This window comes from Streptomyces coelicoflavus (genome assembly GCF_045041415.1).
In the GTDB taxonomy this organism is placed as follows: Bacteria; Actinomycetota; Actinomycetes; order Streptomycetales; family Streptomycetaceae; genus Streptomyces; species Streptomyces coelicoflavus.
On the sequence record NZ_CP108218.1, the window covers coordinates 5,977,560 to 5,991,652 of the forward strand.

Sequence of the window (14,093 nt, forward strand, 5' to 3'; positions counted from 1 at the left end):
CCTACTGCCCGCTCGCGCGGCGGGTCATCGCCTCCGCGTTCAGCGTCGTCTCGGCCCGCCGCACCAGCTCCCGCACCACGGACTTCGGCGGGAAGTCCCGCGGGTGGTACGGCGCCTCCGACGGCACCAGTCCGGAGCGGCGTGCAGCCTCGGCGACCGCGTTGACGACGGCGGCCTCCGGGTCCTCGGTCGTGGTCGCGGCCAGGTCGGCGAGCGCGGTCACGGCGGTCTCGTGGTAGTCGGTCATGGTGGTTCCCCTCACAGTCGGTTCTTGTCGATGCGGGGCCGGGCCGGGTCCCGCAGGTAGCCGTCCCAGTCGATGCCGAGGGAGTCGAGGACGGCCTTGCGTCGGGCCGCGCCCAGCTCCTCGAACGCGCGTGGGTCGGACCGGTACAGGGCCGCGTCCTGCTCGACCAGGCGGACCGCGGCCTGCTGCTTCGCGGCCTGCTGCGCCACGGCGTCGGCGGCGGCCGGTGCCTTCCGGGCCCGGTCCATCACCGCGGCCTCGTCGATCCGGTCGAGGGGCTGACCCTCCACGTAGAGCAGCCACGTCTCGCCGGCATAGCCGTCGTTGCGGACGACTCCGAAGCCGGGTCCGTGCCACGCCCCCTCGCCCCTCGCTCGGGCGACGGGGCGCACGGCAGGTTCGATGGCGGGGCAGGACCGCAGTACCCGCAGTGCCCGGTCTCGGGCGTCGTTGCGGGCCCGGACGACGTCGCGCAGCTTCTGCATGGCGTCGGCCGCCGTCTGCTCGGCCTGGTCGACGTCGGCCTGCGGGACGGAGTCGAGGATGCGGCGCGCCTCCAGCTGCGCCACGGTCCGCTGCCGCTGCGCCTCAGCCTCGCGGAGAGCGGCGGCCTTCTTCTCGGCCTGCTTGCGCTGGAGCCCGGCCCACCAACGGCCCTTACGCGCCTGCTCGATGTCGTCAGGGGAGACGGCCGTGTCGCCGTCGATGACCTTCTGTTCCAGCTCGGCGAGCTGCGCGTCGGCCTGCTCGACGTCGGCGTCGGCCGCGGCAAGGATCGCCTCCGGGGTCTCGGCAGTCATGCGGCGTCCCCGCCGAGGAGGTCGTCGAGGTCGGGGACGTCGGCGCCGGCCGTGCGCTGCGCCTGCACCACGCGGCGGTGCGCGTCGACCTGCCGCACCTTCTCTGCCTGCGCCGCGCGCCGCTCAACAGCGGTCGGCTGCGGGGCCTGTGTCGTCGTCTCCGGCTCGTTCGGCCGGTGCTGGTCCTGGGATCCCACGGGCTTCCCTCCATCGTCCTGTACGGAACGCGTGGAGGTCTGCCGACGGGATGAGCCACGGACCGGTGTCCGCCACGCGGTAGGCGCTGGGGAAGTGGCCCCCGCGGCAGAGGTGCCGGACGTGCTTCGGTGTGCAACCGAGGACGTCGGCGGCCTCTGCCGCGGTGAACACATTCCTCACTCCCTGGTCCACTGTGGCGGGTGTGGCGAACGCGGGTTCGGGGGCGAACCTGCGGCCCTGTGCGGCCTCGTGGAGGACGGCGAGGGCGCGTTGAGCCGCGGGTGCCGGGCGTCCGCCACTCGTGCGGTACGCGGCGACGAGGTGGCGGGCAAGGAGGTCCTCGAGGACGGGCACGGCGACGAGAGGCAGCAGCACCGGTACCGCGCCCTCGTCGGTGTCAGCCATCGGTCCGGCCTTCCCGTCGGGCGAGCCGCTCCAGCAGCTCCCGGCGTACGACGTCGGCGACGTCCGTCCGGGCCGTCGCCTCGTCCAGGCCCGCGCGGCCGGCCATGGCGCCGGCGGTGAACGCGCCGATCCCGCACACGACGGTGACGAGGTCGGGCCAGGGCAGCGTGACGAGGAGTTCGTCCACGTCGTCGTGGCGGTCCTCGGCGGCGGCAGCGAGGACGGCCCAGCAGCGGTCTGTGAGTTCGTCGGGGGACAGGCGCTCCTCGGTCACGGCTGGACCCCCATGGCGTGCTGGGCGGCGAGGATGGCGGTGTTCCCGATCAGGCCCTGCGCGTCCTCGGTCACGGCCGTGGCGAGCTGCTCGATGATGCGGCCGCGGGGGCGTTCGGCGTCGGGGTCGTCGGCGTACACCCAGGTGAGGCAGTCCATGCAGATGGCGAGGACGTCGGCGACGTCGAGGGTGAACGTCCGGCCGGCCTCGGTGCGGAACGTGATGCGGAACTCGCCGCGCGCCTGCTCGATGAGTTCGAGGCGGGCGGCGAGTCGGGTACGGCTGGCCATCAGCGGGTCCGGTCTCGGTCGGCGGCCTCGATGGCGGCGATGCGCTCTTCCAGGTCGAGGGACTCCCGCAGGGCCATCGTCGATTCGAGGATGACCTTGGCGGCCTGGACGCGGGCCTGCCCCTTCTCCGTGGTGAGCGCGTCCATGAGGGTGTCGACGGCGAGCGTCGCGGCAGCAGCGAGGCGGCCCACAGCCGCGCGCAGCAGCTCGGTACGGGTCTCGCTGATCTCCTGGCGGAAGTCGTCGTCCTCGAGCCAGCGGAGGATCGTGCGGGAGGACACGCCGGCGGTCTTGGCGGCTTGGCCGGTGGTGTGGCCTTGGGCCAGGGCGAGGACCGCGGCGGGTCGTTTGGGGTTGCTCATGTGGTTCTCCGAGGGGTTGTGGTGCTCGCGTGCGCGCGCGAGACAGATGCCGCCGCGGTGCGACGCTGGGTCAGACGCCAGTGAGGTCGTACTCGAAGGCGACCATGACCTTGGGCTCGCCGGGCTCGGGGTTCAGCTCCGAGTGCACGTAGCGGTAGCTCGTCTCGTGCACAGGTCGGCTGATGCTTGAGTCCACGAAGACGGCTTCCACGTCCACGTTGGTCTCGTCTCCGGGGTAGTACCTCTCCACGGTGGCCCAGGCGATGATCCGAAAGTTGTCGCTGACGGTGACGATCTGACTCTTGTCCGGGAAAAGCTCGATGATCTTTGTGCGGAGGTACAAGTCCGGGTGTGCGGGGATGATGTTGAGGATCTTGCTCTGGAACTTCTCGGCCACGACGTCTCCGTGATCTTGGTCTGGGGTGATGGGTGGTGGGTTGTGGTGGGTCTTCCGAAACTCGCCATGCGTACGCGCCTATGGAAGAACCGGGAAACCCACCACAACCCACCACTTGTGCAGGTCAGAAAGGTTTTTCGTCCTCGTCCTCACCGCTGCTGGTGAGGATCAAGCCGAGCCAGACGGCACCGACGTTGCGCGACTTCTTCTCGAAGTTGCGGGCCTTCATCGAGGTCGCGAACGTCACCTCGTTGCCGATGTCCTCGGCGCGGAGCCTGCTGTCGTGGCACCAGTTGGACCAGGCCGTGAACAACTCCCGGGCCCGTACGTAGCCGTGGGGGCTGACCATGGTCCGCTCGGCGAGGAACCGGCCCAGCGCATCCGAGTCGGCCTGGTACGCCTCCGTGCGGGCACGTACGGCGGCCGGCGGGTTCAAGCCCTGGTCCTGGTAGGCCAGCCACCCCTCGTACAGCCACGCGAGGACCGCGTCCGAGGCGCCCTTGAGCCGCTCGGGCAACTCCGGGTCCCGCTCGTCTTCCGGGATGACCACGTCGAAGGGCACGACCAGGATCCGGCGCCACACCGCGGGGTCGTCCCCGGAGACCTCGGGGAGGTGGTTCGTGAGCATGACCAGGGTGTGGGACGGGTCGAAGGTGATCGGGTTCTTGTGCATCAGGTTGGCCTCGATCGGGTCGCCGCCGACCAGCCGCTTCATGGTGGCCTCGGCGAACTTCCGGCCCTTCTCCGTCTCCGAGCAGAACACCAGCCGTGCCCCGCGGAGTCGCATCTTGAAGGTGCCGTGCCGCTCGTGCTTGGACTGCATGAGCATCGCCGGATCGATTTCGATCGCGTAGTCCCCGACCGCGGCCATGACCGCGTCGCGAAGGGTGCCCTTGCCGTTGGCTCCGGACCCGGTGAAGATCGGCATTACGTGCTCGGTGACCTTGCCCAACATGGCGTAGCCGAACAGCCGCTGGACGAAGGCGCGTACCTCCTCGTCGGGCAGGATCCGCTTGAGGAACGTCTCCCACTCGTCGTACGGGCGTCCGCCGACACGGCCGCCGGCCACCTTCGTGATGAGGTGCTCGCGGTTGTTGGGGATGACCTTGCCGTTGCGCAGGTCGAGGGTGCCGTCTGGGGTGTTGAACAGGTACGGGTCGGCGTCGAGTCGCTTGGATCCGGTGGAGATCGGCGGGAGCGCGGCTGCGATCCGCAGTATCCCTTCGAGGCCGGATGCCGACTCGGACTTGCGGACGTCCGTGTACAGCGAGCCGCGTTCCTCCCTGGGCATGTCGGCCAGCTCCCGGAGCGCTCCCTTCACCGTGTTGACCGCGGCCTGCATGTCGGCGCGCTCCTCGTCCGCCTTCCAGCGGGCGCCGTCCCACTGGTGCCAGCCGATCCCGTGGACGTACCGGAGTCGGTCGGCGTGGTCGGCGATGAACCGTTCGGCCATGCGGAGCTGTCCGCGGTGCTCGCTGCTGACGGGCTCGGCGCGCTGGCGGCGGGGCTTCGGGTCGTCCTGGTCGCCGTCGAGCCACAGGGGACCCTCCGGGGCCTGGAACGGGTGGTCCAGGTCCGCGTGGGTCGGCTCGGTCATGTCGCACAACCGGCCGTCGCTGGTCGGGTGGACGCAGAACCGAGAGGGATCGAACGTGGTCGTCACGCGCTTTTCTCCATGGTCAGGTACTCGCCTGGGCGGCCGGGGATCTGGATCGGCGGCCAGCCGGGCGTAGCGACGAGCGTGTGCGGTGCCCTGGTCCGTGAGGTGCCCTGGCGGGTGGCGCGGACTTCGGCGGCCGTCTGGAGGACGTTGAGGGCCTCGGTGTGGGCGTTGGTGTAGATCCGCTCGACGTGCTGGCGGTGCAACTCGGCGGCCTCCAGCGTCGCGACGTACACCCGGGGGTCGGTCGGGGGGAGGCGCAGCCACTCGGGGGACCCGTACTCGGGCCAGTCGTCCACAGCGAAGGCTTCGCGCTGTGCACAGGCGCGGAGGTAGGTGGCCTGTCCGGCGGAGGCCTGCGGGGGGACGGCGTGCAGGCGTACCCGCCCGGCCGTGTCGGCCAGGCGGGTACGGGCGGTGCGGGCGGTCATCAGGCGCGCTCTCCGTCGGCGAACACGCGGGCGCCGAACTCCAGCGTCGCGTCGAGCATCCGCCGGATCTCGTCGACCTTCGCCTGCAACTCGGCCATGTTGCTGGCCTCCCAGTTCCGCAGGTAGACCACCGGCGCGGAGTCGGAGCCGGAGCAGGCGGCCATGCCCGCCTCGAGGAGCGGGTCCGCGCCGTCCATGACCTCCAGGCCCGGGACGCTGTGGGCGAAGTGGTCGAAGTGGCCCGGGGCGGTGTCCTCGCAGTCGCGGTACTGGCAGGCGCCGGCCTGGGGCTCGGCGTGCTCGGCGCGGGCGGCGGTGGCCTCGGCGGCCCGGACGACGAACGGCAGGTGCCCGTTCGTGCCGAGGGCGGAGACGGCCGGGATGGTGGTCTTGCTGCTGTCGGTCGTAAGCTGACCCATGACGTTCTCCTTCGAAGGAGACGAGGGGCCCGGGGTCTTCGCTGGCAGGCGACCCGGGTCCTCGTCGTTGGTGGACGTTCGGAGAGGGCTGGCTGAAGGCGTTGGAGCGCCTCAGGCGGCCCTCTTCTGCTGCTTCTGGGCGGCGACGTAGGCGTCGATGTCGTCCCAGGTCCAGCGCAGGTACTTGCCCACGCGGAACCCGAGCCGGCCGACCCCGACACCTCGGTAGACCTGGTCGCGGACCGTGCTCTCGGTGAGTCCGAAGTACTCGGCCACCTCACGGACTCCGGCGAGCGGACGACGGTGATTCATTGATCCCTCGCGGTAACAGGAAGGTCCTTGGGAGCCACCGAAAGTGCCGCTGGCGCCCGTCGTGGTACCGATAGTGCACGAACCTTGCGTGTTCCGCAAGAGCCCCATAAAGTGCTCCTGTGGCACACGACAGGAATGACCCAGTGGGTGTGATCGCCCGGCGCGTACGTGAGGTACGGGCCCGTCACCAGATGACGGCCCAAGACCTGGCAGATCGCCTGACCGAGCTAGGCCTGCCGTGGAACCGCACCACGGTCGTCAAGCTGGAGAACGGCCGGCGCGAGAGCCTCAGCGTTACGGAGCTGCTGGTGCTCGCCGAGGCGTTGGCAACGGCTCCGGTGAACCTGCTGGTGCCGGTCACCGATGAGCAGTACCAGGTGACGCCGAACCGGACGGAAAGCGCGGACGTCGTCCGCGAGTGGGTTCGCGGAAACAAGCCGCTCCCCGGCACGGACACCGAGGCTCAGCGCACCTTCTACGCCGAGGTCGCCATGGCCGACATCAAGCGCCGCGGGCACGTCGTGCCCCTCGGCACCGCGTACGACGACACGCCACAGGGGGGCACCAGTGTCGAGCATCGCGAAGCGCCCGAACGGTAAGTGGCGCGCCCGCTACCGGGACGACGCCGGCCGGGAGCACTCCCGCCACTTCGAGCGGAAGATCGACGCTCAGCGCTGGCTCGACGAGGTCAGCGCCTCACAACTCACCGGCCAGTACGTCGACCCGCGCGCCGGCCGCGTCACCTTCCGCGCGTACGGCGAGCAGTGGCGGCAGGCCAAGCCGCACCGGCCGACGACCGCGGCCGGCGTGGAGAAGGCCCTGCGCGTCCACGCCTACCCGGCCATCGGCGACCGGCCCCTCGCCCGGATCCGCCGCAGCGACGTGCAGGCCCTCGTGACCGGCCTCAGCAAGCCGCGCGAGGGCTTCAAGCCGCTGAGCCCTTCCACGATCCGCACCGTCTACAACAGCATCCGCGCGGTCTTCGCGGCGGCCGTGGAGGACCGGCTCATCGCCACCTCGCCGTGCGCTGGCGTCGGCCTGCCCGAGGTGCCCCGGCGCCGGGTGCAGCCGCTCACGGTCGACCAGGTGCGCGCCCTCGCCGACGAGATGCCCGACCGGTACCGGGCCCTGATCCTCACGGGCGCCGGTACGGGCCTGCGGCCGGGGGAGCTGCTCGGCCTGGAGGTGCGGCACGTCGACTTCTTCAAGCGGCAGTTGCGCGTCGAGCAGCAGGTGCAGCAGACCAAGGGCGGCGAGGTGCGAGTGTGTCCGCCGAAGACCAAGGAGTCGTACCGCGTTGTCCCGCTGCCCGACACCGTGGTGCACGCCCTGGTCGCGCACCTCCAGGCGTTCCCCGCCGAGCCGGACGACTTCCTCTTCCGCGGCCCGGACAACGGTCCGGTCGTCTACACGCGGTTCATGGACGGAGCCTTCCGGCCGGCGCGGAAGCGGCTGGAGCTCGCGGCGACGGGACTGCACGCGCTGCGGCACACGTACGCCTCGCTGCTGATCGCGGCGGGCGAGTCGGTGAAGGTGGTGTCGGAGCGGCTGGGGCACGCGAACGCGGCGATGACGTTGAACGTGTACAGCCACCTGTTCCCGGACTCCGAGGACCGGACCCGGAAGGCCATCGACGGGGCGTTCGCGGAGGGGGGTGACGAGGCTCGTGCGGACTCTGAGCGGACAGCAGAAACCCGCTGAGCGCGTCGTCGCTGCTCAGCGGGTGTGGGAGAGGCCGGATCAGGTCTTCGTACGGAACTTGTGGATGGCGACCGGCGCCATCACCGCCGTGATCGCCACCGACCAGCCGAGCGTGATCCACAGGTCGTGGGCGACGGGGCCGCCCACCATCAGCCCGCGCGCGGCGTCGGCGAGCGTGGACAGCGGGTTGTAGTCGGTGAAGGACTGCAACCAGCCCGGCATCGACTGCGTCGGCGCGAAGATCGACGAGCCGAACTGGAGCGGGAACAGCACCATGAAGCCCATCGCCTGCACGGACTGCGCGTTCTTCAGGACGACGCCCAGGGTGAGGAACACCCACATGATCGACGAGGCGAACACGGCGGACAGACCCACGGCCGCGAACAGCCCGGCCCAGTGGTCGATGTCGAAGCCCACCAGGACGGCGACGATCATCAGCACCGTGGTGGCGAACAGCATCCGCGCCATCTCGACCGCGATCTTCGCGAAGAGCACCGAGCCGCGCCCGATCGGCAGCGACCGGAAGCGGTCCATGACACCGGAGTTGAAGTCCTGGCTGAAGCCGGTGCCGACGCCCTGGGACAGCGTCATGCTCATCATCGCGATCATGCCGGGGATCACGTACTGCACATAGCCGTCCTGTCCGCCGCCCAGGGCCTGGCCGATCGACCCGCCGAAGACGTACACGAACAGCAGGGTGAAGACGATCGGCATCAGCAGCGCGTCGAACATCGACTCCGGGTCCTGCCGGATCCACAGCAGGTTGCGGCGGACCAGGGCGCCGGTGTGCCGGACATGCGCGCGCAGCGAGATCCGCGCGTCGGGCGTGAGAGCGGCGGCGGGGACAGGAGCGGGGGCGGTGGTGGCGGCGCTCATACGGCGACCTCCTCGCGGGCGTCGTCGGGGGCGGGGGCGGGGTCCTGCGGGGCACTGGCACGGTGGCCGGTGAGGGACAGGAAGACCTCGTCCAGGCTGGGCAGTTCGGTGGTGACGGCGGAGACGGTGATGCCGCGCGCGGTGACCGCGCCCACGACGGCCGTCAGCTGCTCGTCGCTGAGGATCGGCACCAGGACGGCACCGCGCTCGGTGTCCACCGTGGTGCTGGCGAGCCCGGTGATGCCGAGTTCGTCCAGGTAGGCGGCGAGCGGGCGCAGCTGGAGCGGGTCGGCCGGGCGGACCCGCAGGGCGCGGCCGCCGACCTTGGCCTTCAGCTCCTCGATGCCGCCGTTCGCGATGACCTTGCCGCGGTCCACGACGGTCAGCTCCGAGGCGAGCTGCTCGGCCTCCTCCATGTACTGCGTGGTGAGCAGCACGGTCACACCGTCGCCGACCATGCGCTTGACCTCGTCCCACACCTCGTTGCGGGTGCGCGGGTCCAGGCCGGTGGTGGGCTCGTCCAGGAACAGCACGGCCGGGTGCCCGATCATGGAGGCGGCCAGGTCCAGCCGGCGCCGCATGCCGCCGGAGTAGGTGGACGTGGGTCGCTTGCCGGCCTCGGTGAGCGAGAACCGCTCGAGCAGTTCGTCGGCGCGGGTGCGCGCGTCCCGGCGGGACAGGTCGAGCAGCCGGCCGATCATGTAGAGGTTCTCCCAGCCGGGGAGCTTCTCGTCCACGGAGGCGTACTGCCCGGTCAGCCCGATGACGCGGCGCAGCTGCCGGGGCTGCCGTACGACGTCGTACCCGGCGACGTGCGCCCGGCCGGAGTCGGGGGTGATGAGGGTGGACAGGATGCGTACGAGGGTGGTCTTGCCGGCGCCGTTCGGCCCGAGCACGCCCATCACGGTGCCCTCGCGGACGTCCAGGTCGACGCCGTCCAACGCCTTGGTCTCGCCGTAGTGCTTGACCAGCCCCCGTACGGTGACCGCGCTGCCCGCGGCCGGAGGGGTGTCGTCGATTCGCTTCATGCACCGGACGATGGCAGGGCGCACCGACAAAGCACCGACATCCCACCGACAGGCGTCGCACGCCACCGACATCCCGCCGACAGCCGCCCGGGAACCACTCGGCCCCGCCGACGGGGGATGATCGGCGGGGCCGGTGTCGTACCGCGATGGTCTGTCAGTGCACCGAGTGCTCGTCCTCGGGGAAGGTGCCGCCGACGACGTCCTCGGCGTACGCCTTCGCCGCGTCGCCCATGACCTTGCGCAGGTCGGCGTACTGCTTGACGAACTTCGGCATCCGGCCGCCGGTCAGCCCGAGCATGTCGGTCCACACCAGCACCTGGGCGTCGGTGTCCGGGCCCGCGCCGATCCCGACCGTCGGGATGTGCAGCGTCCGGGTCACCTCGGCGGCCAGCTCGGCCGGCACCAGCTCCAGGACGACCGCGAAGGCGCCCGCGTCCTGCACCGCCTTGGCGTCCCGCAGCAGCTGCTGGGCCGCCTCCTCGCCGCGGCCCTGGACCCGGTAGCCCATGGAGTTGACGGACTGCGGGGTGAGGCCGATGTGCGCCATCACGGGGATGCCGGACTCGACGAGCAGCCGGATCTGCTCGTGCGAGCGCTCGCCGCCCTCCAGCTTGACCGCCCCGACCCCGGCCTCCTTGACCAGCCGGGTCGCCGAGCGCAGCGCCTGCACCGGGCCCTCCTGGTAGGAGCCGAAGGGCAGGTCGCCCACGATCAGGGCGCGGCTCGTGCCCCGGACGACCGCGGCCGAGAGCATCGTCATCTCGTCCAGCGTGACGGGCACGGTGGTCTCGTAGCCGAGGTGGCAGTTGCCCGCGGAGTCGCCGACGAGCATCACGGGGATGCCGGACTCGTCGAAGACGGAGGCGGTCATCGCGTCGTACGCGGTGAGCATGGGCCACTTCTCGCCGCGCTCCTTGGCGGCGGCGATGTCCCGGACGGTGATACGGCGGTTGATCTTGCCCCCGTACAGCGCCCTGTTCCCCTCGGCGGGCTTGCGCTGCGGCGTCTGGGCAGCCGAAAGCTGCGTCATGGCAACGGCTCCTTCATGTCATCTCGAGGCGCCCTGACGGCGTCCCCGGATCCCTTCCATGGTGGCACTTGTGGCGGGCCGGCGGCTAGTGGGGCCCTCGTCACGCGTCATGGGGTGAAATGTGCCCGTTCTGTCACAGAGCGGTCCGTCCCGGCCCCCGGGCGGAACTCCCCGGCGAAGCCCGCACGTCCTCGTGCCCGTACGGCCGTCCAGGGGCGGCGGGATCGGAACCGATCATCCCCTATGGTGCTGAGTCACAGGGGGCGACGGTGTGCACGGCAGGCAGTGAGGCAACGGTATGGCGCAGCAGGCGTACATGACGGAGACGGACAGCGGCGGCTCGGAGCCCGAGCGCCGGCAGAACCGGATTCGGCGCCTGCTCGGCCGGGCGGTCAGCGGCTGGCGCGGCGACCGGCGGATCTGGCGCCGGGGCCTGGTCACCGCCGCCGTCGCGGTCCTCCTGTCCGGCGTCATGGCGGCCCACTCGCACATCCCGAACGCCATCGGCAACCTCGGCAGCCTCACCGAGACCTTCCTGCCGTGGTTCGGTCTGCTGATCCCCGTCCTGCTGGCGATCGCCCTGGTCCGCAAGTCGGCGACGGCGCTGATCGCGCTGGTGCTGCCGGTGAGCGTGTGGCTCAACCTCTTCGGCGGCCTGCTCTTCGACAAGACCGGCTCCGGCGGCGACCTCACGGTGGCCACGCACAACGTCAACGCCGACAACGCCGACCCGGCGGGCACCGCCCGCGCGGTGGCCGCCGCCGGTGCGGACGTGATGGCCCTGGAGGAACTGAAGGCCTCCGCCGTACCGACGTACGAGAAGGCGCTGGCGGTGAAGTACCCGCACCACGCGGTGGTCGGCACCGTCGGGCTGTGGAGCAAGTACCCGATCAGCGGGGTGAAGCCGGTCGACATCGAACTGGGCTGGAAGCGCGCGATGCGCGCCACCGTCGCCACCCCGTCCGGTCCGGTCGCCGTGTACGTCGCCCACCTGCCCTCCGTACGGGTGAAGCTGGAGGCCGGTTTCACCGCGCGGCAGCGGGACAAGAGCGCCGACGCCCTCGGCGAGGCCATCGCCGACGAGAAGCTGCCCCGCAAGATCCTGCTCGGCGACCTCAACGGCACCATGAACGACCGCTCGCTCACCGCGATCACCTCCCAGCTGCGCTCCCCGCAGGGCGCCGTGGGCGACGGCTTCGGCTTCAGCTGGCCGGCGTCCTTCCCGATGGCCCGCATCGACCAGATCCTGGTCACCGGCGTCGAACCGATGACGAGCTGGACCCTCCCGGCGACCGGCAGCGACCATCTTCCGATCGCCGCGCGTGTGAAGGTCGACACAACGGCTTCCTAGAATTCGTCTGCGGAATACCCGCCCTGAGAGTCTTTGTTCCGTACGGGAACATACAGTCGTCCCCGCCCGGCCCTCCCGGCCTCCCGTACGCAACCCCGCTCTCGAAAGGCAAGACCCCCTCATGCCCCTGGCCCTGCTCGCCCTCGCCGTGGGCGCCTTCGGCATCGGTACCACCGAGTTCGTGATGATGGGCCTGCTGCCCGACGTCGCGGACGACCTGGGCATCTCCATCCCCACCGCCGGCCATCTCGTCTCCGCCTACGCGCTCGGCGTCGTCATCGGCGCCCCGCTGCTCGCCGCGGCGACGACCCGGATGTCCCGCCGCACGGTCCTGATCGCCCTGATGGCGCTCTTCGTGGTGGGCAACGCCCTGTCGGCCGTCGCCCCCGGCGAGATCTCCCTGCTCGCCGCCCGCTTCGTCAGCGGTCTGCCGCACGGCGCCTTCTTCGGCGTCGGCGCGGTCGTCGCCACCGGCATGGTCGCGCCGGAACGCAAGGCCCGCTCCGTCTCCCTGATGTTCCTCGGCCTCACCGTCGCCAACGTCGTCGGCGTCCCGGCCGCCACCGCCATGGGCCAGCAGCTCGGCTGGCGGGCCACCTTCCTCGGCGTGAGCGCGATCGGCGTGGCCGCGATAGCGGCGCTGGCCGTGCTGATCCCGCGCGACAGCGCCCCCGCCCCCACGACCGGCCTGCGCGGCGAACTGGCCGCCCTGCGCTCCCTGCCCGTCTGGCTGGCGCTGGGCACGACGGTCGCCGGCTTCGGCGCGCTCTTCGCCGCGTACAGCTACATCACGCCGATGCTGACCGACGCCGCCGGGTTCGCCGAGACCAGCGTGACGCTGCTGCTCGCCCTCTTCGGTGTCGGCGCCACCGCGGGTAACCTGCTGGGCGGCCGCCTGGCCGACCACTCCCTGCGCGGCACCCTCTTCGGCGGCCTCGCCTCCCTGGTCGTCGTGCTGGCGTCGTTCCCCCTGCTGATGCGCACGCCGGTCACGGCCGCGGTGTCGGTGGCCCTGCTCGGCATGGCCGCCTTCGTCACCGGCTCGCCCCTCCAGCTCATGGTGATGGAGAAGGCCGCGGCGGCCCCCTCCCTGGCCTCCTCCGCCAACCAGGCCGCCTTCAACCTCGCCAACGCGGGCGGCGCCTGGATCGGCGGCCTCGCCCTGGCCGCCGGGTTCGGCGTCACCTCCCCGGCGACGGCGGGCGCGGCCCTGGCCGTCCTCGGCCTCGCGGTCGCGGGCACGGCCTGGGCGGTGGACCGGCGTCACGCCACCCACGCCCCGGCTCCCGGCCGCGAGCGCGTGGTCGCGGGGCACGTGCCGGAGCCGGTGGAGGCGGTACGGCGGTGACGGGCACCCGCCCGGCGCGCGTCGGCGGAAAGTTCGGTGCGGCGCGGCCCGCCCCCGCAGCATGATGGGGGCCATGATCGTCCACACCGCCACCCCCGCCCGCCTCGGTGAGACGCGGCTGCCGGACGGACGCCTGCTCGGCTGGGCCGAGTGGGGCCCGCCGGAAGGCACGCCGGTTCTGCTGTGCCCCGGCGCGGCCACCAGCCGGAGCCTCGGCTTCGGCCCCGACGCCGTGGCCGCCCTCGGCGTCCGCCTCGTCTCCGTCGACCGGCCCGGCCTGGGCGCGTCCACGCCCGCCCCCGGCCGGACCTTCGCCGACTTCGCCGCCGACGTGCGGGAGTTGTGCGCACGGCGCGGCTTCGACCGCCCCGCCGTGGTCGGCAACTCGCAGGGCGCTCCGTTCGCCCTCGCCTGCGCGGAGGCGGGCCTCGCCTCCGCGCTGGCCCTGGTGTCGGCCGCCGACGAGGTGGCGGCCCCCGAGTTCGCCGCAGTACTGCCCGCCGAACTGCGGGCGTTGACCGAACGCGCGGTGCACGACCCTTCGGGCGCCGAGGAGTTCTTCGCCGGCTTCGACGCCGAGAGGATGTGGGACATGGTCATGGCCGGCAGCCCGGACTGCGATCTCGCCGTGTACCGGGACCCCGGCTTCTCCGCCGCCTACCGCCGCGCCCTCGCCGAGGGATTCGCCCGGGGCGCGGCGGCCGGCTACGCCCGCGACACGGTGCTGGCCATGGGGCGGTGGCCCTTCGCCCTCGGCTCCCTCGCCCTGCCCGTCGACATCTGGTACGGCGAGCACGACACCGCCCACTCGCCCGACAACGGCGCCCTGCTCGCCTCCCGCATCCCGGGCGCCCGCCGCCGCGTCGTCCCCGGCATCGGCGGGGCCCTGCTGTGGACGCACGCCGAGGAGATCCTGACGTCGCTGACGCACGGCGCGGCCCGCTGACGCCGACGGGAACGGTGC

Annotated in this window: 20 protein-coding genes; 5 read left to right on the forward strand and 15 right to left on the reverse strand. The window is 71.7% G+C overall.

Features of this window, described 5'->3' with window-relative positions; genetic code table 11:
• Nucleotide 1: 1 nt before the first annotated feature.
• From OHA99_RS26725 to OHA99_RS26780, 12 genes are all read right to left on the reverse strand, one after another.
• Nucleotides 2-247, reverse strand: coding sequence for a hypothetical protein (locus tag OHA99_RS26725; protein WP_405698196.1), 246 nt, complete (start codon nt 245-247; stop codon nt 2-4).
• An 11-nt stretch (nt 248-258) separates the two neighbouring features.
• Entirely contained in the window at nt 259-1,047 is a 789-nt protein-coding gene (locus OHA99_RS26730) for a hypothetical protein (protein WP_405698198.1), read from the reverse strand.
• A complete protein-coding gene (locus OHA99_RS26735) occupies nt 1,044-1,244 on the reverse strand; it encodes a hypothetical protein (RefSeq protein ID WP_405699060.1) in 201 nt (66 codons plus the stop codon). Before OHA99_RS26735 ends, OHA99_RS26730 begins: the two co-directional genes overlap by 4 nt.
• The gene (locus tag OHA99_RS26740; protein WP_405698200.1) at nt 1,171-1,650 is read right to left on the reverse strand and encodes a helix-turn-helix domain-containing protein; all 480 of its coding nucleotides are present in this window, start codon (nt 1,648-1,650) and stop codon (nt 1,171-1,173) included. Before OHA99_RS26740 ends, OHA99_RS26735 begins: the two co-directional genes overlap by 74 nt.
• Nucleotides 1,643-1,924: a hypothetical protein gene (locus OHA99_RS26745; protein WP_405698202.1), complete on the reverse strand. Its 282-nt coding sequence runs from the start codon at nt 1,922-1,924 to the stop codon at nt 1,643-1,645. Before OHA99_RS26745 ends, OHA99_RS26740 begins: the two co-directional genes overlap by 8 nt.
• Nucleotides 1,921-2,214: a hypothetical protein gene (locus tag OHA99_RS26750; RefSeq protein ID WP_405698204.1), complete on the reverse strand. Its 294-nt coding sequence runs from the start codon at nt 2,212-2,214 to the stop codon at nt 1,921-1,923. The genes OHA99_RS26745 and OHA99_RS26750 overlap by 4 nt, the downstream gene beginning before the upstream one ends.
• Nucleotides 2,214-2,576 carry a hypothetical protein gene (locus OHA99_RS26755; RefSeq protein WP_405698206.1) on the reverse strand — a complete coding sequence of 121 codons (363 nt, stop codon included), beginning with the start codon at nt 2,574-2,576 and terminating at the stop codon, nt 2,214-2,216. The genes OHA99_RS26750 and OHA99_RS26755 overlap by 1 nt, the downstream gene beginning before the upstream one ends.
• Before the next feature lie 70 nt (nt 2,577-2,646).
• Nucleotides 2,647-2,973 carry a hypothetical protein gene (locus tag OHA99_RS26760; RefSeq protein WP_405698208.1) on the reverse strand — a complete coding sequence of 109 codons (327 nt, stop codon included), beginning with the start codon at nt 2,971-2,973 and terminating at the stop codon, nt 2,647-2,649.
• 124 nt (nt 2,974-3,097) lie between these two features.
• Nucleotides 3,098-4,636 carry a phage/plasmid primase, P4 family gene (locus OHA99_RS26765; protein WP_405698210.1) on the reverse strand — a complete coding sequence of 513 codons (1,539 nt, stop codon included), beginning with the start codon at nt 4,634-4,636 and terminating at the stop codon, nt 3,098-3,100.
• Nucleotides 4,633-5,064: a DUF2742 domain-containing protein gene (locus tag OHA99_RS26770; RefSeq protein ID WP_405698212.1), complete on the reverse strand. Its 432-nt coding sequence runs from the start codon at nt 5,062-5,064 to the stop codon at nt 4,633-4,635. The genes OHA99_RS26765 and OHA99_RS26770 overlap by 4 nt, the downstream gene beginning before the upstream one ends.
• Nucleotides 5,064-5,483: a hypothetical protein gene (locus tag OHA99_RS26775; protein WP_405698214.1), complete on the reverse strand. Its 420-nt coding sequence runs from the start codon at nt 5,481-5,483 to the stop codon at nt 5,064-5,066. The genes OHA99_RS26770 and OHA99_RS26775 overlap by 1 nt, the downstream gene beginning before the upstream one ends.
• 111 nt (nt 5,484-5,594) lie before the next feature.
• On the reverse strand, nt 5,595-5,795 hold the full coding sequence (locus OHA99_RS26780) for a helix-turn-helix transcriptional regulator (RefSeq protein ID WP_405698216.1): 201 nt from the start codon (nt 5,793-5,795) through the stop codon (nt 5,595-5,597).
• Nucleotides 5,796-5,938: 143 nt separating this feature from the next.
• Between OHA99_RS26780 and OHA99_RS26785 the strand changes: the two genes are divergently transcribed.
• Nucleotides 5,939-6,394, forward strand: a complete 456-nt coding sequence (locus OHA99_RS26785; protein ID WP_405698218.1) for a helix-turn-helix domain-containing protein — start codon at nt 5,939-5,941, stop codon at nt 6,392-6,394.
• Nucleotides 6,363-7,496, forward strand: coding sequence for a tyrosine-type recombinase/integrase (locus OHA99_RS26790; RefSeq protein WP_405698220.1), 1,134 nt, complete (start codon nt 6,363-6,365; stop codon nt 7,494-7,496). The genes OHA99_RS26785 and OHA99_RS26790 overlap by 32 nt, the downstream gene beginning before the upstream one ends.
• Before the next feature lie 39 nt (nt 7,497-7,535).
• On the opposite strand, the gene OHA99_RS26795 is transcribed toward OHA99_RS26790, so the two are convergent.
• From OHA99_RS26795 to panB, 3 genes are all read right to left on the reverse strand, one after another.
• Nucleotides 7,536-8,372 (reverse strand): ABC transporter permease, encoded by an 837-nt coding sequence (locus OHA99_RS26795; protein WP_153180163.1) that lies wholly within the window; start codon nt 8,370-8,372, stop codon nt 7,536-7,538.
• The gene (locus tag OHA99_RS26800; protein ID WP_366472007.1) at nt 8,369-9,400 is read right to left on the reverse strand and encodes an ATP-binding cassette domain-containing protein; all 1,032 of its coding nucleotides are present in this window, start codon (nt 9,398-9,400) and stop codon (nt 8,369-8,371) included. The genes OHA99_RS26795 and OHA99_RS26800 overlap by 4 nt, the downstream gene beginning before the upstream one ends.
• Nucleotides 9,401-9,554: 154 nt before the next feature.
• Nucleotides 9,555-10,430: a 3-methyl-2-oxobutanoate hydroxymethyltransferase gene (gene panB, locus OHA99_RS26805; protein ID WP_153180165.1), complete on the reverse strand. Its 876-nt coding sequence runs from the start codon at nt 10,428-10,430 to the stop codon at nt 9,555-9,557.
• Between the two features lie 298 nt (nt 10,431-10,728).
• Here panB and OHA99_RS26810 point away from each other — a divergent pair, with 298 nt between their 5' ends.
• The 3 genes from OHA99_RS26810 to OHA99_RS26820 all read left to right on the forward strand — a co-directional run bounded on the left by OHA99_RS26810 (nt 10,729) and on the right by OHA99_RS26820 (nt 14,075).
• The gene (locus OHA99_RS26810) at nt 10,729-11,781 is read left to right on the forward strand and encodes an endonuclease/exonuclease/phosphatase family protein (protein WP_153180166.1); all 1,053 of its coding nucleotides are present in this window, start codon (nt 10,729-10,731) and stop codon (nt 11,779-11,781) included.
• Between the two features lie 121 nt (nt 11,782-11,902).
• Nucleotides 11,903-13,129, forward strand: a complete 1,227-nt coding sequence (locus OHA99_RS26815) for an MFS transporter (protein ID WP_405698224.1) — start codon at nt 11,903-11,905, stop codon at nt 13,127-13,129.
• 73 nt (nt 13,130-13,202) lie between these two features.
• Nucleotides 13,203-14,075 (forward strand): alpha/beta fold hydrolase, encoded by an 873-nt coding sequence (locus tag OHA99_RS26820; RefSeq protein ID WP_405698226.1) that lies wholly within the window; start codon nt 13,203-13,205, stop codon nt 14,073-14,075.
• Nucleotides 14,076-14,093: the final 18 nt, after the last annotated feature.